Raw genomic sequence first — 17,796 nt, 5'->3', positions numbered from 1 at the left:
GCGGGGCCACTGTGATCAAGCGCAGGGTGATTTCGTAGTCCTCGGCTGGCCCCGGGTTCACCGTGCGGTGTACCTGGGAGGCCTCGAGCGGCGCCTGGCCGTTGGCCCGGTTCCACGTCACCGAGAACTCCCGGCCGTCGGGCAGCACCAGGTCCATCACCTTCAGCCGCTGGTCGCGCAGGACCTCCAGCTGCCGCACGACCGACAGCGGCGTCCAGGCGCCGCCGTTGGCCTGCAGGGTGATGGGCCGACCGTGCAGCTTGATGCCCTCCTGCACCAGGAGGGCGCCGGTGATGGAGCGCTCCTGCTCCTGCGCCACCGAGTCCCAGGTGAACTCATCGGTCCATTCGAGCTGGTCGTCCAGTTCGATGCTGTCGAGCATCATCAGCTAGTCCTCAAGGCAGCCTTGCCGAGCAGGTCGAGCAGTTGGCTACCGTCATCGGTGACGCCGACATCCACGCTCCGCCCCTGGACCTCGAGGCGGATGGTCTTCATCGGCTGGGAAGGTGTTGCAGCAGGCGCCGCCGCGGCCGCCGCGGGAGCCTGTGCCTGCGCAGCGTTCTGCGCGTCCACCCGGGCCTGCTGCTCCGCCAGTTGGCGCTTGGCATCGGTCTCGGCTTGGATCTGCTGCAGCGTGGCCAAGGCCTGCATCAGGTTCTGCACGGCGTTGAGGTCGCCGGCCTTCTGTGCGTCGGCCAACTGCGTCGTCAGATCCTGCTTGCGGCTGTTGAACCGACTACGGTCCACCGCATCCTGCTCGCCGCGCAGGCCCGCCAGCTCTTCCCGCAGGCTCGCCAGGGTGTCGCGCGAGCCCTCGGACAGCTGCTGCATCCGCTGTTTGGCCGAGTCAATGCTGCTCTCCAACTGCCGCAAGTCGGAGTCGCCCAACAGGTTCATGCCATTGCGCGCGGCCTTGGCCTGCTCCAGGAACTGACGCAAGGTGATCTCGCCCGTCTCGTAGCCATCGAGCAGGCTTAGCAGTTGCCGCTTCTGCTCCAGATACGACACCGCCACGCTGTCACTGTCGGCCTTCATCGACAGCGCCCACTTCCCGAGGCTGGAAACGCCAGGCATCGAGGCAGCGGCCTCGACCTTGCCCATCTCCTCGCGCACGCGCTGTAGCGACTCGGTGGTGCTCTCCAGCGAACTGGTGTCGATCTGTGGGGCCGCGCTGGAGAGTCCGCGCAGTTGGTCGAAGGCCGCCAGCGCCTCGGCGCTGAGCTGGGCCAGCGGCGCGCGGGTGGAACTGATCACGCCGGAGAAGAAATTCGCGAAGTCGGACATGTCCTCCTTCACGAACCCCACCGACTTACGTTCCTCCTCCATGGCATCGCCGATGGCCTTGCGCTGGGCCTCCAGGGAGTCGGTGGCCTTGTCCGTCGACTCAGCGAAGGCATCCATGCCCTGGGCGCCAGTGGTGCCGGCAGCCTTCATCTCGGCGATCTTCTCGCTGAGTTCCTTCTGCGAGCGGTTGAACTCATCCGCTTTGATCTTGCCGTCGTTGTACAGCTTGTTCAGCGCGGTGCGGATGTTCGAGATATCCGCCGAGGTCCTGGCATTGGCGATGGCGTTCTGTACATCCTTCAGCGACTCCAGGCCTGTGCTCAGGTCAGAGACACCCAGGGCCGCACCGCCCGCTGCCTTCTGCAGCTCCTTCAGCTTGGCGTTCAGTACGCCGGCACCGTTGGCATATTCCTGCTGGCTGAGATTGCCGGCCTGGTAGGCCTTGCGCATTTCCTCCTGCAGCTTGGTCAGTTGGCCCACCGAGGTAGCCGTACTGATCTGGTCCAGCGCGTTCTGCAGGCCGGTGACGGCCTGGACCGCCTGAGCGCTGGCGTCCTGTGCGCCGGTCTTCAGGCTATCGAAGTGTTCGGTGATGACCTGGCTCTGCTCGCCAGCCGCGCTCGCCGTGTCCTTGGTGCTGGTGTCCCAGGCTGCCGCAATGTCCTTGGCATCTTGCTCGACCTGAGCCTTGAATCCCGCCGTCAACCCATCCAGGACTTCCCGGGCTTGCGCTGCGGAAGCCTTGAGCTTCTCGCCGCCGAGCAGCGAGGGCACCTTGTCGGCGACCGTCTCGATTGCGCCCAGCATTTCGCTGAGCTTGTTGGTAACCGCCGCAGCCGCCAGCGAAAGACCAGCAGTCAAGCCATTGAACAACGTGCGGAAGGGCGCGATAAACAACTGCACCCGGGTGGCCATCTCGTCGATTTCCGACCGGAACCCACTGAGCCAGGTGGAGGTGTTGTCGACCAGCGCCTTGAAGTCCACCTCCCCGAGGCGCTTGATGAAGTCGCCAACCCACTCGGCGCCCTGCACGAAGGCGTCCGACAGGCCCTCGGCCAGTTTGTCCAGGCGCCCGTCAGCATCCATCTGCGCGATGGTGTCGGCCAGGGCCTGCAGCTTGCCCTTGACGTAGTCCAGCGCCCCCGCGTTGGCGATGCGGTTGAGGAAGTTGGTGGCGGTGTCCTGCAGGTTGCTGATCAACCCGCTCAGGCGGCTCATGTTCGCCGCGGCAGCACCGCCCGAGGTGCGGCCCATTTCGTCGATCAGGGCCTTGATCACGTCGCGGCCGAGCTTGCCCTTGCTCGCCAGCTCCTGCAATTGCTCGACGTTCTTCCCGGTGACGTTGGACAGCATGTCCCACACCGGCACGCCGCGCTCGACGAGCTGCAGGATTTCCTCGGTCTGCAGCTTCTGCTTGGCCCAGGCCTGGCCAACCGCCGTAGCGATCCCCTCCAGGCGCTCCATGCCGCCGCCCAACTTCTCCGACTGGTCCTCCAGGGCCTTGAAGGTCCCATCCATCGGATCAATGCCGTAGGCCTTCAGCAGCGCGAAGGCATCGGTGACCTCCTGCAGTTGCAGGGGGGTGTCCTTGGCGAACTTGGTGATCCAGGCGGCAGCCTCCTGCCCTTTCTCCACCGAGCCCATCAGCGACGTCAGGCGAGTTTGCAGGCCTTCAAACTCATCGCCTGTCTTCAGCATCGAGACGATGCCATCACGTACCGCGCCAACGCCGCGCCCGATCAGGCCGAAGGCAGCATTGATCCCCACGAAGGCGGCCGCATACCCAACGGCCTGGCGCACGCCAGCGGACATCGCAGAGCGAAGCGCATCCACGCGCGACACATGGTTTTCCGCCTCGCGCCGTGCGCGAGCCTGGGCGCGCTCCAGATCACGCAGCTCCTTGGCGTTCTGGCTGATCGCCTCCTTGGTACGCGTGACCTCGGCCGCCAGGCGCCGCTCCTCGTCGGCCAGCTTGTCGGTGTCGATGCCGGCAGCCCGGGCGGCCTGTTGCTGGTCGGCCAGTTTGGCGTTGAGGGCGTCCAGGGTGCGCCGCAGGGTGGCTGCGTCCTTCTCGGCAGCCTTCAGCGCGACTTCCAGCCCCTTGTTGCCGGGCTCCTTGTTCAGCGCCTCTCGCAGGTCGTTGACATACTTCTCAGCACGATTCACCGAGGTCTCGGTGACGCTTACCGCACGCTGGGTGCTCGACAGGGCGCTAATCAGGCCGCGGGCACTCTTGGCATTGTCGAGGGCCTCGCCGAGCTGGCTGGCCTTGGAGCGCAGCGCCTCCAGCGCCTCGGCGGACTGCTTGGCGGCGGGAGACATCTCGTCCTTGCCGCGCAGAACGAATTGAATCAGGCGTTGAACTGGATTGGCCATGGATATCCTCGGGTAAGAAAAAGCCCGCCAGATGGCGGGCTGATGTCATTCAAAATCGTGGAAACCCAGGCGCCGGCTGAGCCAGAGGAACAACGGGATAAACACGAACCGGCCGAGCAATAGCCAAACCACAAGAAAGCCGATATAGAAGGCCCACTCGGCAGTCCAGGCGGATACCGACGCAATGTAAGGGCCTACTCGCAAGCAGGAGCTAATGGTGAACAAGAGGAAGAAGAAGACGTGGAGAAAAGAATATCTGCGCATTTTGCTCAATGGCCCCGCATCTACGAATGACTATGCTCTGGCCTCTGAACTGCTAGATGAGCAGCTAGCCAAAGGGAAATATCTCCGCAACCGGGCACAACCGAACGACATCGCCAACCTTGTGTGGCAAGGAATAACCACTAAAGGTCGTCTCTTTGCGGATGAGCTAGAGGATGAAATCAGGCGTAGCACTTGGTGGCACCGCACTCTTGTGGCCAGCGGCGGCACCGGGCTTTGGCTGCTGGGGTACTGCACCGAGTCGATCCTCGATTACGGCAAAGCAATGCTCTTCAGCGGATGAGGCCATCCATGGCCAGGCCGCCTTAGGCCGCCAGGTCCATCTGCAGGAACTTCGAGATGTCGTCGGCGACGACGGTCGGATCAGCGAGCAGCTCGATGGGGCCGGTCAGTTTGAGGTAGTCCTGGCCCAGGATCGGCATCTCCTGGAGCAGACCGAATTTCGCGCGACGGATGCGCAGCGCGTAGGGCTCGCCCGACTGAGCGTCGTTCAGGCCGGCGATGAAGATCTCGAACTCCTTCTCCGAGCTGTTGAGCATCTGCACGGCAGTGCTCTTGCGCGGGGTGTAGTCAACCAGCACGCCGGTCTCGTCGATGGTGGTGCCGGACAGCACCTGGATGCCGTGGGGCGTCAGCAGGTAGTCGGTGCCAGCCGCCAGGGGATCGCCGCCGGCGGTCTTGACGGTGATGGTCTTGGTCATGTCCGGCATGTACTTGAACGGGATCAGCTCGAAGGCCACGCCGGCGGAGGTGTGAGCCTCGCCGGTGATCGCCGCGGTGGGCGCCACGGTGATGGTGCCGCGAGTGATCGCCGCCACGTTCTCCGGGGTGATGTCGTAGAGGCCGATGGAGCCGGTCACGTCGGTGGGACGGGTGCGCACGTTGCGGTTGCCGCCGCCGCCCATGTAGTTCGGCAGGGCCTTGCGGTCAGTGGCATAGCTGACGCTGAAGGCGTCGCAGTTGCCGAACGGCAGCAGGCCATCCTGCGAGCCGTACAGGCGGGCGAAGGGCTGGCCCTCGCCGATGAAAGAACGATCAATGGGCTGGAGCATGTAGGTCTCCTCGAGGGATTGGCCGGCGCTTACTTGGCGCCGCTGGTTTCAGTGGTCGGCGCCGGGACGGGCGCAACGGGCTGGGCGGCGGCCTTCTCGACCTTGGGCTTGGGCGCGAAGCCATGGGCCCAGGCGTGTTCCGCGACGGTCTGGGAAACCTCGACGGGCTGGCTCGACTTCGGGTAGTGCGTCACGCCGGCCCCCGCGCGGTGGTTGAAGGACTTGGTGATGGTGATCTCGGGCATGTGGCCCTCCAGAAATGAGAAGGCCGCCCGAAGGCGGCCTGGTGGATGGGTTACAGCTGCTGCACGTAGGTGACGGTGATGGGGATCACCCGGAACGCCCATCGGCGCCCCCTGTCGGGGTACCGCGGCGCGGAGGTGGGGAACGCCACCTTGATCAGGCCGTCGACGGTGAACCCGGCCTTGATGCCCTTCAGCGCCCGCTTGATGTCCAGCCTGGCGGTGCGCAGCGGCTGGGCATGGTCACGAAGCCGGGTCATCGCCACGATGTTGATGGTCAGCTCCTCGCGCACCGTCGCCCCGGACCGGTCCAGCTCCGAGGTGTCGCCCTCCTGCAGGACGATCAGCTGGTCGGGCAGTTCCTCGTCCTCGGCGTCGATCAGGTCCAGCACGTTGTCCTCGCGGATCTCAGCGCCGAAGCCGGGAACGCCGGCGAGCAGCGTCTGCAGCTGGCCGATGATGTCGGCCTGCACGTTGGGTACGTCGCTCATCAGGGCACCACGTAGAAGGTGATGAGATGGCCGTCATCCGCATGGATGTCGTCGATGTGCCATTCCTTGCCGTTGGCGTCGCGGAACCGACCCTGACGATCCAGGGGCGCAAGCTGATGCTTCTGGACGGCAATTGTCCGGTATCGATCGATGGCTCCGATCTCGCCGAGTCGCTCCACGCCGTCGCTGACTATGACGGCCAGGCCGGAAGCTATGACGGCGCCCTGACGGTCCAGAAAGTCCATGGGACCGTCGTTGAAAGCCCGGATGGATAGGCGATCCAGGCGATCACGCATGCTCGCCCAGCCCATGGTTTAGGTCGCCGCCGCCGGCGCGGAGACGCCGTTGAGGCGCACGCGACCGAACGCCGACGGGTTGGCCGCGGCCTCGGTGGCCACGCCCACCAGCACCAGGCCGGTGGCCGAGGCGTTGCTCAGGCTGCCGCTGGTGGTGTTCATGTACACCAGGTCGCCGACCGCCCAGGCCTGCGCGCTGGTCTTGGTCAGCTCGAAGACACCGGTCAGCTTCAGCTCCACCGGATCGCCAGCGGCTTCGGTGGTAGCGGCCACGCCGATGAAGGCGCCGACCTTGTAGAGCTTGCCGGAGACAGTGCCGCCGGCCGGCGCCGCGACGGTGATGATGTCGCCGTTCTGGATGAAGGTCTTCATGTGGTCTCTCTCTCGAAGGTGCAGAAACACGAAGGGCGCCTTCCGGCGCCCTGGTGAGGTGAGGCTCGATCAGTTGCCCGCGTTCATGTAGGTGCCGCGGTAGTCGATCCAGGCGGCGCCGAACACCAGGCGGGCCTTGATCTCCATGCCGTCCACCTCGAAGCCCTGGCGGGTTTCGGTGAAGACGCCCTGCTCGCCCTCGAGGTAGGCGTACTCGAAGGTGTCCACGACGCCCGGGGCGGCGTAGAGGAACCACTGGTTGCCTTCGATGCGCGCGTCGACGATCACGGTCAGCGTGGTGTTGCGGCTGTCGTTGATGTCGGCGTTCTTGGCCGGCACATAGTTGGAACTGGTGAACTGGAAGGCCTCCAGTTCCTTGTCCGGGCCCACCACCAGGAACTCCGGCCCCAGGTTGAGGAAGTGACCGGCCTTGGACTTCTGCTTGCGCATCGCGGCGCGGGCAGCGGCCAGGGAGGCGGTGCTGATCGCCCCGCCGCTGGCGGCGACGTTGCCGTGCGCGGCGGAGTAGATTTCCTGGTTGTCCACGAAGGCGGGGTTGCCCAGCAGCAGGTCCCATACCACGTTGGACTCGGTCTGGCCGGCGGCCGCGCCGAGGGCCTGCGGGATGCGGGTCAGCGCCGAAAGGTCATCGTTGACGATGGCCTCCCAGGTGATGGCGATGATCTTGCCGAACTTCGCCACCTTGATCGGCGCGCCCTCCTCGTCGAGGGTGCCGTACTTGTACTCGCCGGACTCGTTGACCTTCTCCAGGGCCGCGATGTCGCCCAGGGCCACGCGGGTGGCCTCGCGGAAGTCCGGCAGGCTGGTCTGGCGGCCCAGTGGACGCCAGGTCTGCGGCGCGAGCTCGTAGGCCGCGCGCAGGGTGCGGTTCACGGTGCTGCCCAGCAGCAGCGGGAAGTCGCTGATGGCGTGCATGCCGGCGGCGCGCATCGACTCGGCGCTGCAGCCCAGGGCGGCGGTGGCGATCTCGCGCGGCGTCAGGCCGCGGGAGTTACCACCGGCCAGGCTGATGCACTCGCGGGCCAGGTCCAGCAGGCGCATGCCGCGGAACTCGCGGGCGGTGTCTTCCAGCTTGGTGGTCGGGCTGCAGCGGTGCTGCAGGGCGTTCTCCATGGCGGAGCGCTTGGCGCGGACCACCGACAGGTCGATGGTGCCCGACGGGGTCGGCTGCGCACTGCGGCTTTCCGGCTGCTCCGTCTGCTGACGCTCGGCCAGCTTGTCGATCATGGCGGCGCTGGCCTGCTCGGCGGTGACGCCGCGCTCCACCAGGTCATCGGCGAAGGCCTCGTCCAGGCCCACCTTGCGGGCCATCAGGCGGATGGCCTGGCCGCGCTTGCGCTCGGCCTCGGCAGCCTCGCGACGGGCGGTTTCCTCGGCCGCGCGAATTTCTTCTTCGGTCATCTTGGGTTCCTCTTGGGTCTTGGCCGAGACGGCCGGTTGCTCGGTCGGCGCGGCGGCCTCCCGGGTTTCGAAAACGGTGCTGAAACGCGGTCCCTGGTAGTCGGCTTCCGTCTTGGTGCTGCGCGTCTTGGCGCCATCGTCGAAGCCGATCGGCACCAGCGAGAGCTCCATGGGCTCCCAGTCCACCGCGCGATAGGTGGGCAGCTTGTCGTCCGGCTCCTCGGTCATCTCGTAGCGATGCACCGAGTAGCCGACGCTGATGTTGCGCAAGATGCCGTCACGCACATCGCGGAAGATCGGCTCCACATCCTCGCGCTGGCTGAAGCGGACCAGTGCCCGGCCCTCCCCGCCCTCGAGCCAGGCACGCTCGACGACGCCAATGACGTCGCCCAGCTCCCAGGTGCTGTGGGTATTGAGGAAGGGTGCGCCGTTGTTCAGCCGCTCCAGGCGCACCGCCGACTCGCTTACCTCCAACTCCTCCATGTAACTGCCGATGTCCCAGGACCAGCGGCGCCCCTTGGCGCCGGTGGTCCAGGTGATCTCGACGGTGCGATCTTCGATGTTCACCGAGTCGGGGCGGATGGCCGCCCGCAACTGGAGCATCGGCGTGTCATGCGTCTGTGCTTTCGCCGTCATCTGTCGTTTTCTCTTCAGTGGGGTTGTCGGTGGGTGCCGCATTGCCGGCACCCGACATCCGCCGGGGATCGCAGTCGAGCACCAGGCCCAGCTTGTCCAGCAGGTCGTTGGCCTTCTGGATCTGCTCGGCGTGGGCTTCCGGATCGGTCACGCCCAACTCGCGCAAGGCATCCGTCCAGGGCGTGAAGCCGTTGCGCACACGGTCCTTGAGGTTCGAGGTCTCGGTGGAGGGATCGACCATCTCCCGGCGCGGCGGAATCCACTCGGCGGAGGCCTCGCCGGTCACTCCGGCAGGCACCAGCAACTGTGCCTCCATGAACCAGCGCCAGACGCTTTCGCACAGCTGCGGAATCAGCATCCGCCACTGCCATACGTCCACCCGCCGGGCGAAGTGCAGCCAGCCCATGCGCCCGCTGGAGAAGTTCACCCCCTTAAGGTCGTGGGAGAGCAGCTCGTAGGGGATGCCCAGGCCCACCGAGATGGCATGCAGGGCCTGCCAGGAATAGGTGGAGTAGCCATTGAATGCCGGCGGCGAGGCGAAGCTCACATCCTCGCCAGGGCCAAGCTCCTGGATGATCCCCGGTTCGATTCGCTCGATCAGCGGAGGCTTCTTCGCCCCGCCGCCCGCCGCATCGTCCTTGGTGACGAAGGCGGCGTAGCAGGCAGCGATCTTCGCCTGCTCCATCACCGCGTCTTCCATCTCGTCGAAGCTGCGCACACGCTGCATCACCGGCGCCAGCCAGGTGTAGCCGCGCGCCTGCCCCGGGCGCTTCGGCAGGAAGATGTGTGCCACGTCCTCCGCCGGGATGCGCCGCGACTGCATGCTGCGCCAGGTTCCGCTGGAGCCGGGGTGCTCGTCGAACAGCCAGTAAGCGACGCGCCGGCCGATGGAATCGAACTCGACACCCTGGATGATCAGGTTGCCGCCGTTCTGCCCGTTCTTCTCCTCGTCGAGGAAGTCCGGCTCCAGGACCTGCAGCTGGAGCGGAACGGCCAGGCCGTCTGCGCTCTTGCGGCGCCGGCGGCGCACCAGGCATTCGCCGGACTCGACCACCGTCTCCATGATCTTGTGCTGCAGCCCGGAGAAGTTCTCCAGCCCGTCGGCATCGCACTGGACGGAGTCGGCCCAGGCGCGCCAGAGTGCGGCCAGTTTCTTCCCGGCACGCTCACTGCCGCCGATTGGTCGCGGCACGATGCCGGCGCCCACCACGTTGTCGGCGATGCCGGTGATGGCCCGCTCGACATAGGGGTTGTTGCGGCGCAGGTCCCTGGCGCGGTTGCGCAACACGGCCAGGGCCGGGGCGTTCTCGGTGTTGGCATCGGTGCCGGCCGAGCGCCAGCCATCGTTCCGGCGTCCGCCGGCGGCCCCCTCGAAACGGCGCTCCATGAGCTGCAGCCGGAGCTCCGCCTGCTTTTGTCGTAGGCGAGCCTCGGCGCGCTTCGCGGCGCGGCCGGGAAGCCAGGTGTCAAGGAAGCCCATGTCAGAAGCCTTTCGAGAAGGAGGCGAAGCGGCGAGTGCCATTGCTGTTGGCGTTCAGGCCCAAGTCGGATTCCATGTGCCGCAGGATCCGGATCATCTCGTCGACCGACCGATAGGTGACGCTGCGGTCGGCGAAGCGCACCGACAAGGCGCCTTCTGCGATGGCTGCCTTCAGCGCCTCGTACTGTTCCAGGGTGTAGGCCATCAGTTCCGCTTCCAGTAGTTGGATTTCGCCCGCGGGCGTTCCTGCTTGTCGTCTGCCGCAGCCGAGCCGCCCGGCTCTGGCTCCGCGGCCAAGGCATTGAGATCAAGGCCGAAGCGCTGCTGGCTGATGCGCAGCGCGGCCAAGGCATACACGAAGCAATCCAGCGCCTCGTTGCGCCGCCCCTGGTTGTCCCAGCGGTACTGCTGCGCACCCTTGACGACCTTGAGCACCTTGCTTTCGGAGGTCAGTTGCTTAACCTCGGCCTCGTCGCACACCTGGTCGTTAGCCGGCAGGTGGATTACCTGGGGCTGGGTCACCCCAGCCTGGGACTTCGAAACGTCCAGCGGCAGGCGCAGGCGGCTGTAGAAAAGCTCTTTGGCGTTGTCAGTGCCGACGGTTGTCAGGTACACGCCACGCTTGTCGCGCTTCGTAGGGAAGCTGGCGATGGGCTTGCCGTAAACCGGTGCGCCGATGATGGGAATCATCCAGAGCAAGCCGTTCTTCTTGCTGTCGTCGCAGACTTGATCGATGTAGTGGCCGCCTGCGTCCCAGCACCAGCGCTCGACCTTCATCACGAGGCCGTCGGTCCGAGTGAATTGGCGGTGCAGTTCCAGGTCGCGCTTGCGGCGCAGTTCTTCGCCACCCGGATCTCCCATCAGCACGAAGCGATAAACCAGCCAGCATTCCTCGTTGGGGCCCCAGGCCCAGACTCTCCCCTCATAGCGATCATCTTGGGTATCGCCGCCACCAGTGAGGACCACAGCCTGGGCCGGGATTTCGCCTTGCCAGACCTCGCGGCGCCCAAGCAGTACGTCCCACTCGACGCGCTCGCCCTGGTCTTCCTCCCATGTCTCGCCAAGGGTGGTGTTGACGAATGTCTTCAGGTCGCTGCGGCTGCCCTTGGCCTGAAGGAAGTCCTGTGCGATGCGCCCCCAGGGAACGAAGAAGCTATAGGCCGTCCAGATGTGGAAGCTGATGGACTCGGGGGTAGGGACCGGCTCCCCCTCGGCATCGAAGAAGTCGAAGCCATCCCGTGTCCAAATTCCGGTCTTCTCGCAGATCCAGCGCGCCTGACGTTGCGCCTCGAGCGCCTCGGAATAGCGGATCAGACAGCCGGTGGCCTCACACACGTACCAGGCATTTTCCGGCTGGCCAGGATCCCATTTGATGCCGTAGGCGCAATCCTTGCCGCCCCACTTCAGGTATTGCTCCGCACCGCAGTGCGGGCAAGGAATGTGATAGCGCAGCAGGTGCGGCGACTTCTGGACGGCACCTTCGATCTGGCAGCCGCCTCGGTCGATAGGCCCGCGCAGCTTAGGCGTGCTGCCCCTGATCGACTTCGGGAAGGTAGAGCCTTCAATCCGCTTGTCACCCAAGACCAGCGGAGAGCCCTCCTTATCGATGTCATGATCGAAGGCGGCCAGTTCATCATAGATGACGGTATCGGCCGAGATAGCCCGATAGTTCTTCGCGGCCTTGCCGCCGCGGCACCACAGCTGCTTGCCGTGGCTGAATTTCTTGATGTCGAGCGTATTGTCCCGGTGCTTCTTGCCGCACCAAGGCGCGAGCGCGCGGACGGCGCCGACGTCCCGGATCATGGTTTCGATCTCGGACTTCATGAACAGGTCGGCGCTGCCGTCGTCCGGCACGAAGAACGCGATGTGCCGGCGCTTGTGCTCGATCTGGTAGGCCGAGGCCGCCAGCAGCATCTTCGAGTAGCCGACGCGGGCGGACTTGATCACGTTGACGATTCGAATCTCGTCGTTGCCCATGGCGTTGAGCATCGCCACCTGGTAGGGCAACGTCTCCCAGCGGCCCTCCTGGTAGGAAGATTCGCTGGACAGGTAGAAGTTTTCGTCAGCCCATGCGACAGGTGTCTGTGGCGCGTCGCGTCGCAGCGACAGCAGGCCGGCAGACATAGCAGCCTGGCAGGCCTCAATCTGCGCTGTCGATAAACTCGTCATGCCACTCCGGTAGGCGATCCGCCGCCTGGGCGATGGTGTTGCGCGCCTTGGTCAGCTCGCGACTGATCGAGTCGAGCTGCCCCGGGGTGAGATCGGGGTGTCGGCGACGCAGCGTCATGACCACCGTGTCGAAGATCGAGCCAGCGGCCGGGATGAATTTTGCAAAAGCGAAGGTGATGAACTCGGCTGGGATCAACCGCTTCTTGGTCACTTCGTTCTTCAGTTCCTGGGCCTCGGACTGGGCCGCAGTAAGCCGAAGGCGCTCTTGCGTGAGCCGATACTCAATCAGCGGATCAATGTCGTCCGAATCCGGGGCCGTTTCCGGTTTGACCTGGGCGTTTCCAAGGCCGCGCAGATAGCGGATATAGGCCAGTCGACAGGCGTCCACGTCGAAGCCGCCTTTGCCCTTGGAGCCAGGCAGGACGCCGTCTGCAAGGAGATTGCGCACCTGGCGATCGCTGAGATCGAGGTGCTTCGCCACTTCGATCTGAGTTGCCATGCGATACCCAACCGGAACCGGAAACGGAAGTCCTGAAAAATGCCCGTGTATAGAGCGAGAACGGGGTTCGAATTACCCTCGACGGCCCCACCCCGGGGGAGAACCTAGACAGGGGGTGCCCCAACCAGGGATTTTTTCGCCTTGAGGGTTCCAGCTGGTTTTAGGTTTTGTGCTGGACAATAAGAATCCCGCACCAAAACCGTGCAGCCACTCAAGGCACGGCGCGGAAGGTCACAGGCCCAGGCTTAAGCCCGCGGGCCTGACTGGCGCCGGCGCCTCCATTCGGTCGGCGTCCGCCCCTGTGCAGCCTTGGCCAGGGCCTTCTCGATGTTCGCCTCCAGCAGCGCATCGTCCTCGGCAATGCGCCGGACGACATCGAAGAAGCGGAATCGCTCGCGGTATTGGGGCTGCCGCACGAAGGCGAGCACCATGACCAAGTTCTCGCCACGGCGCTCGGCGATGCCGATGGGCCGCTTGCCTCGCTTCATGACGAAGAAGGCCTGCTCGTGCCCCTTATCCTTAGAGCGCTTGCTCTGTGTCGCATTCGCTCTGTAGCCAGAGGTGTACTCCGCCGCGCCGAGGCCCGAGAGAATCTGGCGCATCTGGCCGCGGCCCACGTTGCCGTACTGATCCAGCCGCGCACCCGCGGCCGGCACGATGAACATGCCCGCGGGCAGGATGCCCTTGGCCCGCAGGTTGCGCTCCGAAGCCTTGTCCACCCGGGGACCGCCGAATACCTGGGGTGCCACCCAGTCTTCCGGCGCCTGCCCCTTCGATGCATGGTCCTTCTCGTCCTTCACCCACAGCGCAGCCTCCAGGCGGTTCGGCGTAGCGCTCAGGATGCGGATGGCGTTGCGAGTGAAGGGCGTCGGCTGATCGAACACATCGTCAATCTCCGACCGCAGTGCCTGGTTCGCCTGGTTGGCGGTGTGGTTCAGGGCGTCGGCCAGCACACGGTTGGGCAGATCGCCGCCAAGGCCAGCCAGGGAGGCGACTGCGTCGTCCAGGTCCTGGGCACTGATGCTTCCGCGCATGGTCAGCCCTCGCGCTTCGGCAGCTTCCAGTCGGCAAAGCGATCGGCGATCTCGGCCAGCTTCTTCACGCCCAGGAAACCGGTGAATACTCCGGCGGCAGTGGCCATGTTCTGGGGCAGGCCGAGCCACTCCATGACGGGGATCAGGCCCAGGGTGATCAGCGTGCAGAGCGCAGCCTCAAGGAACGCCTGCCGACGAGTGCCGCCGCCATAGATCACGCGGGTAAGTGCGACCAGGAAGGACAGACCGCCTGCGTACAGCACGGGCGCGTGCTGGCTCAGCCAAGCAAGCACGATCGCCCACGTCTCCGGTTTGTCGGGCATGTTGGCCATCTCGATATCCCCTCTGAGGGGCGGTGAATAGAAAGGCCCGGGCGTACCCGGGCAAGGCGCAGGAGCGCACCATGAAATCGTGGGCAACAAAAAACCCGGCGCAAGGACCGGGTTTATTTGTTCGCCAATCCTTCAAACGCAAGATCGGCAGGATGGGATAAATAGTGATGGAACGATGGGCCGCCGTCAAGCGGCCTCGCTCAACAGCAGGCCCTCAGCCCGCAGGATCTCTCCGGCGCTGTCCATGGCTTCGGCCAGCATCTCGTCGAGGACCTTGTGGATATTGCGACGCCACTCCCGGCGGGTGGACTCCGGCCGGCCATCGGGGTCCCAGGTGTTCATGTCGTAGAAGCTGTCCTTCAGCACGATCATCCCGCCAGCCCTCTCCTCGAGTCGCTTGCGCTTGACACGCTCGGCCTCGATGGCGGCGCTGACGATCTTCGCCTTCTTGCTCGCGGGCGCGTCCAGCGGGATCTCGACACTGACCACCGCAGGGGGCAGGTGGCGAACGCCCCGCAGCTTCGGGATGGCCCAGGTAGTCACCGCCTTGTAGAGGAACAGTGCCGGCGCCGGCGTAGCGACGACAGCCTTCAGCTCGCCAATGGCCGCCACCTTCCGACCGGCATGGGTTCCGTACTTGGCCACCAGCGCGTTCCAGTGGCGGGGAATCAGTTGGGAATGCAGCCGGGCAAACACCCAGCAATCGACCTGGGTTCGCAGTTCTCCCGTGACTGCGCCGGCCTTGGCGACCTCTTCCCCCGGCGCGCGCATCCGCTGCCAGGCCTGCTTGCTGGTGTTGTCGATCGCCTCGGCAGCCAGGGCCGAGACCACTGCGGAAAGCACACTTTCATAAACCATCGTTTCCCCCTCAATCCCCAGTGAAATGCGAACCGCCGGGCCCGCGGCGGTTGTTTTCTTCGATCCACACCGAGGCCTTCACCTGGTTCACCAGCCGCTGCTCGGCCTCGGTGACGCGCCGCCCCAGCGCCCGGATAAGCGCGGCTGGCTCCACCGGCATTCCGTCCATCCCCAGCCACCCGGTGCCGTCGCATGCCGCGCAGTCGAGCTCGAAGAACACCCCCTTTGTGAAGCCCTGGCCGCGGCACGCACGGCAGCGCTGAATGGCCGGCACGGCCTTCTGCAGGTCAGGCCCGGTCTTGCGCATGCGCCCTCCTCTTCAATTCATCGGCCAGGCGCGCCCGTTCGATGCGCATGGCGTCGATCTCCCGCCGGCAGCGATCAACGACAGAACGGCGCGCGGCGGCGACCTTGCGGGGCCGGCCGACGCGGTTGCCGACCACCCGCCCCTCGCGATAGCCGAGGGCAACCCGCTCCTGCTGGTAGCCGAGCCCCATCTGCTGATCCAGCACCTCGATGCGCCGCTCGATGTCCGCGCTGAGCGCCGCGGCCAGCACCTCGTCAGCTCGACGCGACAGCGCACCGAGTACGGTGATGCCCGGTACACCCGGACCGGAGCAGCGCGCCAGCGCCTCCCGCCGATGCTCCGGCGTCACCGACCACGAACTGCCGATGATCTGGCAGATGTCCTCCCAGATATCCATCACCGCACCGCCTCCGTCCTGGGCTGGGCCAGGTACTGCTCAATGACGCGCAGGGCGTCGTCGACGCCGCGGCAGACGGTGGCGTAGTAGCCCTCCCGCTCCATGCGCACCAGGAAGGCGCTCTGCTCGGGCGACACCCGGGCGTCGTTCGGCGGGGCCGCCTTGAACTCGACGAACAGGCCGAACCACCCGCCGCGCGCCATGGGCAGCACGATGTCGCTCACGCCGGCCTTTACGCCCTGTCGCTTCATCTCGGCGGCGACCTTGATGTGCCTGTGGCCACCGTTGGGGACGTGGAAGGCCAGGCGGGCGGCCTCGGGGTGCTTCACCGTCAGGATGGCGAACAGCGTGGCCTGCTCCATGCCCTCCCAATCGACCTTGGGCCGGCGCATCGGGCGCGGAGTGCGTGCAATAGGACGGGGCGACTTCATGCCATCACCTCGTCGCCGTCGAGCCAGGCCAGGAAGCCGGCCTGGATGTCGCGGCCAGCCTCGGCGACGATGCGAGCGCACTGCCCTACCAGGTCAGCCTGGCGGCCGTAGCGAGCCTCGAACCTGGTCTTGTACGGATGCACGGCCACGCCCGGGAAGTTCTCCGGGCCGGTGCCGTGCTGATGATGCGGGCCGCAGAGCGGGAGCACGTACCAGTGCGCGTGCGGCTTCACGCGGCCATCGACGTGGTGGATGCTGCAGAAGTCATTCACCACGCCGTGTTCGACGCGGCAGGCGATGCAGCCGACCACGCTGACGAGCAGGTCGTGCCAGCGCTTCTGCTCGGCGGTGGGGTTGCGGCCCTTCATGCCGACACCCCGCTGGCCTTCATGTCGGCCCGGATGACCGACACCACCTCCTCGCGACTGCCCAGGTAGGCGAACGGGTCGGCATCGCCCGGGCGGGTGACGGTGAAGCGCTTCTCCGGCAGCCGGCACTCGGAGACGGTGTAGCCGCTGTCGGTGATCCAGCAGTTCGGGATCTGCTGGCCATCGCGGTTGCGCTTGGCGCGCCACTTCAAGGGGTTCAGGTCAGACATTCGGCACCTCCTGGGCGCGCTTGGCGCGCTTGGTGATCTCGTTCAGTTCATCAGCCACAAGGCGATCGCCCTGGGCCTGGGCCGCCAGCAGGTTGGCCAGCAATTGCTTCGCACGAGCTTCGCGCCGCCCCCGCAACGCAGTTCGCTGCTCATCAGTCATATCCTCACGCTGGGCGCGGCGCTCCTGCCTCTGCTCGTGCTCGGCCTTCTCTATCCCCGCGCGCAGGTCGGCCAATCGGCTGCGGACAACTGGCGAGGCCTTCACCACGTCGCCGGTGAGCAGGCCGGCAATGGCCCGGCCGTCATCATTCAGCGCTGGCAGGTTGTGATGGGCGAGCAGCAGGCTTGCCGCCGGTGCCGGCAGGCGCCCAAGCACTCGCGCCTCCTCGATGGCACGCGCCCGGCGCTCCTGGTCATGCCCGAGGGAAAGCCGCCACTCAACCGGCAGAGCCTGCTGGCGGGCTCCGCACACCAGCCGCTCGTAGGCCGAGAGAAACGCCATCCGGGCGCCGACCTTGTCGCCGGCCTGGTAGATCGGCGCGGCGGCGGCGGCGGCCTTCTGGATCTCCGGCGTCATCAGCACCGTCTCGGCCTCGTCCATCGACTGCATGGCGATCCCCCAGGCCTCGTTCGGCTCGGGGCGGCCGTCAGCGCCATGTACCCGCTGGAGGATGGCCGCCAGGGTGAGCTTGCCGGTCAGCTCGCGGCGGCAGGCGCGCAGCGCCGCTGCGATCAGTTCGGCGGGATGCTCGGCCAGGTCTTCGGCCATCATCTCGGCAGCCTGGGCGCTGATGGTCTGCCCCAGTGTCTCGGCAGTGGCACAGATCGCCATGGCCAGTTCGGCCTGTTCGTCAGAGGAAAGCATTCTTCTTGCCCTCCCCTTTGCCCCGCAGGTTCTGCGCCGCGGCCTGGGCGGCGTTGATGTTCGCTTGCGTCTGCTCGATCTGGCGGGCCGTGGTGCCGTTGACCTGGGCGCCAGTGGCCCACTGGGTGCGGTATGCCTCGGCCCTGGCCAGCAGCGAGCCCAGTTCGTGGCAGTTGCGGATCAGGTAGGCGTCGTTGATCCCGACGAAGTAGGCAGCCACCGCCGGGGCCTCCTCGGCGCCCAGGCGCTTCAGCAGATCGCGGACCTGGCCATTGACCTTGGAGTTGCGCACCGGAGCCGTGCCGTACCGCTGCAGGTATGCCGCTGCGTATGCCGACCAGATCGCCCGGCAGGCCTCCTGGCGAGCCGACTC

22 protein-coding genes and 1 pseudogene are annotated in these 17,796 nt (G+C 65.9%); 1 reads left to right on the top strand and 22 read right to left on the bottom strand.

The genetic code is table 11. The annotated features are described in order from the left end of the window. Both DK254_RS34555 and DK254_RS15710 read right to left on the bottom strand, forming a co-directional pair. On the bottom strand, window positions 1-385 hold a 385-nt coding region (locus tag DK254_RS34555), incomplete at its 3' end, for a hypothetical protein (RefSeq protein WP_109934686.1). After that, a complete protein-coding gene (locus DK254_RS15710) occupies window positions 385-3,660 on the bottom strand; it encodes a tape measure protein (protein ID WP_109934498.1) in 3,276 nt (1,091 codons plus the stop codon). The genes DK254_RS15710 and DK254_RS34555, both read right to left, overlap by 1 nt. Before the next feature lie 217 nt (window positions 3,661-3,877). Between DK254_RS15710 and DK254_RS15700 the strand changes: the two genes are divergently transcribed. Beyond that, a complete protein-coding gene (locus DK254_RS15700) occupies window positions 3,878-4,225 on the top strand; it encodes a hypothetical protein (protein ID WP_146219600.1) in 348 nt (115 codons plus the stop codon). A gap of 22 nt (window positions 4,226-4,247) precedes the next feature. On the opposite strand, the gene DK254_RS15695 is transcribed toward DK254_RS15700, so the two are convergent. The 20 genes and pseudogenes from DK254_RS15695 to DK254_RS15600 form a co-directional block, all read right to left on the bottom strand. Next, the gene (locus tag DK254_RS15695) at window positions 4,248-4,994 is read right to left on the bottom strand and encodes a hypothetical protein (protein ID WP_061562223.1); all 747 of its coding nucleotides are present in this window, start codon (window positions 4,992-4,994) and stop codon (window positions 4,248-4,250) included. Window positions 4,995-5,023: 29 nt separating this feature from the next. Beyond that, window positions 5,024-5,239 (bottom strand): hypothetical protein, encoded by a 216-nt coding sequence (locus tag DK254_RS15690; protein ID WP_109934495.1) that lies wholly within the window; start codon window positions 5,237-5,239, stop codon window positions 5,024-5,026. Between the two features lie 50 nt (window positions 5,240-5,289). Continuing rightward, window positions 5,290-5,727, bottom strand: a complete 438-nt coding sequence (locus tag DK254_RS15685) for a hypothetical protein (protein WP_109934494.1) — start codon at window positions 5,725-5,727, stop codon at window positions 5,290-5,292. Further along, window positions 5,727-5,972 carry a hypothetical protein gene (locus DK254_RS15680; protein ID WP_256595876.1) on the bottom strand — a complete coding sequence of 82 codons (246 nt, stop codon included), beginning with the start codon at window positions 5,970-5,972 and terminating at the stop codon, window positions 5,727-5,729. The genes DK254_RS15685 and DK254_RS15680 overlap by 1 nt, the downstream gene beginning before the upstream one ends. A 69-nt stretch (window positions 5,973-6,041) precedes the next feature. After that, window positions 6,042-6,395, bottom strand: coding sequence for a DUF2190 family protein (locus DK254_RS15675; protein WP_109934493.1), 354 nt, complete (start codon window positions 6,393-6,395; stop codon window positions 6,042-6,044). Window positions 6,396-6,464: 69 nt separating this feature from the next. After that, window positions 6,465-8,453, bottom strand: a complete 1,989-nt coding sequence (locus DK254_RS15670; protein ID WP_256595875.1) for a prohead protease/major capsid protein fusion protein — start codon at window positions 8,451-8,453, stop codon at window positions 6,465-6,467. After that, window positions 8,428-9,840, bottom strand: a complete 1,413-nt coding sequence (locus tag DK254_RS15665) for a phage portal protein (RefSeq protein ID WP_256595874.1) — start codon at window positions 9,838-9,840, stop codon at window positions 8,428-8,430. Before DK254_RS15665 ends, DK254_RS15670 begins: the two co-directional genes overlap by 26 nt. Before the next feature lie 94 nt (window positions 9,841-9,934). Then, entirely contained in the window at window positions 9,935-10,138 is a 204-nt protein-coding gene (locus tag DK254_RS15660) for a phage head-tail joining protein (protein ID WP_109934490.1), read from the bottom strand. Continuing rightward, window positions 10,138-12,102, bottom strand: coding sequence for a phage terminase large subunit family protein (locus DK254_RS15655; RefSeq protein ID WP_256595873.1), 1,965 nt, complete (start codon window positions 12,100-12,102; stop codon window positions 10,138-10,140). Before DK254_RS15655 ends, DK254_RS15660 begins: the two co-directional genes overlap by 1 nt. Continuing rightward, window positions 12,074-12,601: a terminase small subunit gene (locus DK254_RS15650; protein WP_109934488.1), complete on the bottom strand. Its 528-nt coding sequence runs from the start codon at window positions 12,599-12,601 to the stop codon at window positions 12,074-12,076. The genes DK254_RS15655 and DK254_RS15650 overlap by 29 nt, the downstream gene beginning before the upstream one ends. 245 nt (window positions 12,602-12,846) lie before the next feature. After that, entirely contained in the window at window positions 12,847-13,635 is a 789-nt protein-coding gene (locus DK254_RS15645; RefSeq protein WP_109934487.1) for a hypothetical protein, read from the bottom strand. A 2-nt stretch (window positions 13,636-13,637) separates the two neighbouring features. Beyond that, entirely contained in the window at window positions 13,638-13,967 is a 330-nt protein-coding gene (locus DK254_RS15640) for a phage holin, lambda family (protein WP_109934486.1), read from the bottom strand. Window positions 13,968-14,153: 186 nt separating this feature from the next. Beyond that, window positions 14,154-14,825, bottom strand: a complete 672-nt coding sequence (locus DK254_RS15635; RefSeq protein ID WP_109934485.1) for a hypothetical protein — start codon at window positions 14,823-14,825, stop codon at window positions 14,154-14,156. A 10-nt stretch (window positions 14,826-14,835) separates the two neighbouring features. Continuing rightward, window positions 14,836-15,132, bottom strand: a complete 297-nt coding sequence (locus tag DK254_RS15630) for a hypothetical protein (protein ID WP_109934484.1) — start codon at window positions 15,130-15,132, stop codon at window positions 14,836-14,838. Beyond that, a complete protein-coding gene (locus DK254_RS15625) occupies window positions 15,113-15,529 on the bottom strand; it encodes a hypothetical protein (RefSeq protein WP_109934483.1) in 417 nt (138 codons plus the stop codon). Before DK254_RS15625 ends, DK254_RS15630 begins: the two co-directional genes overlap by 20 nt. Further along, on the bottom strand, window positions 15,529-15,960 hold the full coding sequence (locus tag DK254_RS15620) for a VRR-NUC domain-containing protein (protein ID WP_109934482.1): 432 nt from the start codon (window positions 15,958-15,960) through the stop codon (window positions 15,529-15,531). The genes DK254_RS15625 and DK254_RS15620 overlap by 1 nt, the downstream gene beginning before the upstream one ends. Beyond that, window positions 15,957-16,328 (bottom strand): Ref family recombination enhancement nuclease, encoded by a 372-nt coding sequence (locus DK254_RS15615; protein ID WP_109934481.1) that lies wholly within the window; start codon window positions 16,326-16,328, stop codon window positions 15,957-15,959. The genes DK254_RS15620 and DK254_RS15615 overlap by 4 nt, the downstream gene beginning before the upstream one ends. Continuing rightward, window positions 16,325-16,558 carry a hypothetical protein gene (locus DK254_RS15610; RefSeq protein ID WP_256595872.1) on the bottom strand — a complete coding sequence of 78 codons (234 nt, stop codon included), beginning with the start codon at window positions 16,556-16,558 and terminating at the stop codon, window positions 16,325-16,327. Before DK254_RS15610 ends, DK254_RS15615 begins: the two co-directional genes overlap by 4 nt. Next, window positions 16,551-17,423: a hypothetical protein gene (locus DK254_RS15605; protein ID WP_177412067.1), complete on the bottom strand. Its 873-nt coding sequence runs from the start codon at window positions 17,421-17,423 to the stop codon at window positions 16,551-16,553. Before DK254_RS15605 ends, DK254_RS15610 begins: the two co-directional genes overlap by 8 nt. Beyond that, a pseudogene (locus tag DK254_RS15600) lies at window positions 17,410-17,796 on the bottom strand (helix-turn-helix domain-containing protein); the annotation flags it as partial. The gene DK254_RS15605 and the pseudogene DK254_RS15600, both read right to left, overlap by 14 nt.

This window comes from Pseudomonas sp. RW407 (assembly GCF_003176655.1).
Classification (GTDB): Bacteria; Pseudomonadota; Gammaproteobacteria; order Pseudomonadales; family Pseudomonadaceae; genus Pseudomonas; species Pseudomonas delhiensis.
This window is presented reverse-complemented; position numbering and strand designations above follow the sequence as displayed.

Excerpts from the sequence above, each read along its gene's own strand:
- DK254_RS15645 (WP_109934487.1), bottom strand. The coding sequence starts at position 13,635 with ATGCGCGGAAGCATCAGTGCCCAGGACCTGGACGACGCAGTCGCCTCC.
- DK254_RS15655 (WP_256595873.1), bottom strand. The coding sequence starts at position 12,102 with ATGACGAGTTTATCGACAGCGCAGATTGAGGCCTGCCAGGCTGCTATG.
- DK254_RS15675 (WP_109934493.1), bottom strand. The coding sequence starts at position 6,395 with ATGAAGACCTTCATCCAGAACGGCGACATCATCACCGTCGCGGCGCCG.
- DK254_RS15695 (WP_061562223.1), bottom strand. The coding sequence starts at position 4,994 with ATGCTCCAGCCCATTGATCGTTCTTTCATCGGCGAGGGCCAGCCCTTC.
- DK254_RS15630 (WP_109934484.1), bottom strand. The coding sequence starts at position 15,132 with ATGCGCAAGACCGGGCCTGACCTGCAGAAGGCCGTGCCGGCCATTCAG.
- DK254_RS15660 (WP_109934490.1), bottom strand. The coding sequence starts at position 10,138 with ATGGCCTACACCCTGGAACAGTACGAGGCGCTGAAGGCAGCCATCGCA.
- DK254_RS15685 (WP_109934494.1), bottom strand. The coding sequence starts at position 5,727 with ATGAGCGACGTACCCAACGTGCAGGCCGACATCATCGGCCAGCTGCAG.
- DK254_RS15690 (WP_109934495.1), bottom strand. The coding sequence starts at position 5,239 with ATGCCCGAGATCACCATCACCAAGTCCTTCAACCACCGCGCGGGGGCC.
- DK254_RS15680 (WP_256595876.1), bottom strand. The coding sequence starts at position 5,972 with ATGGACTTTCTGGACCGTCAGGGCGCCGTCATAGCTTCCGGCCTGGCC.
- DK254_RS15640 (WP_109934486.1), bottom strand. The coding sequence starts at position 13,967 with ATGGCCAACATGCCCGACAAACCGGAGACGTGGGCGATCGTGCTTGCT.
- DK254_RS15615 (WP_109934481.1), bottom strand. The coding sequence starts at position 16,328 with ATGAAGGGCCGCAACCCCACCGCCGAGCAGAAGCGCTGGCACGACCTG.
- DK254_RS15635 (WP_109934485.1), bottom strand. The coding sequence starts at position 14,825 with ATGGTTTATGAAAGTGTGCTTTCCGCAGTGGTCTCGGCCCTGGCTGCC.
- DK254_RS15610 (WP_256595872.1), bottom strand. The coding sequence starts at position 16,558 with ATGTCTGACCTGAACCCCTTGAAGTGGCGCGCCAAGCGCAACCGCGAT.
- DK254_RS15710 (WP_109934498.1), bottom strand. The coding sequence starts at position 3,660 with ATGGCCAATCCAGTTCAACGCCTGATTCAATTCGTTCTGCGCGGCAAG.
- DK254_RS15625 (WP_109934483.1), bottom strand. The coding sequence starts at position 15,529 with ATGGATATCTGGGAGGACATCTGCCAGATCATCGGCAGTTCGTGGTCG.
- DK254_RS15665 (WP_256595874.1), bottom strand. The coding sequence starts at position 9,840 with ATGGAGCGCCGTTTCGAGGGGGCCGCCGGCGGACGCCGGAACGATGGC.
- DK254_RS15670 (WP_256595875.1), bottom strand. The coding sequence starts at position 8,453 with ATGACGGCGAAAGCACAGACGCATGACACGCCGATGCTCCAGTTGCGG.
- DK254_RS15620 (WP_109934482.1), bottom strand. The coding sequence starts at position 15,960 with ATGAAGTCGCCCCGTCCTATTGCACGCACTCCGCGCCCGATGCGCCGG.
- DK254_RS15650 (WP_109934488.1), bottom strand. The coding sequence starts at position 12,601 with ATGGCAACTCAGATCGAAGTGGCGAAGCACCTCGATCTCAGCGATCGC.
- DK254_RS15605 (WP_177412067.1), bottom strand. The coding sequence starts at position 17,423 with ATGCTTTCCTCTGACGAACAGGCCGAACTGGCCATGGCGATCTGTGCC.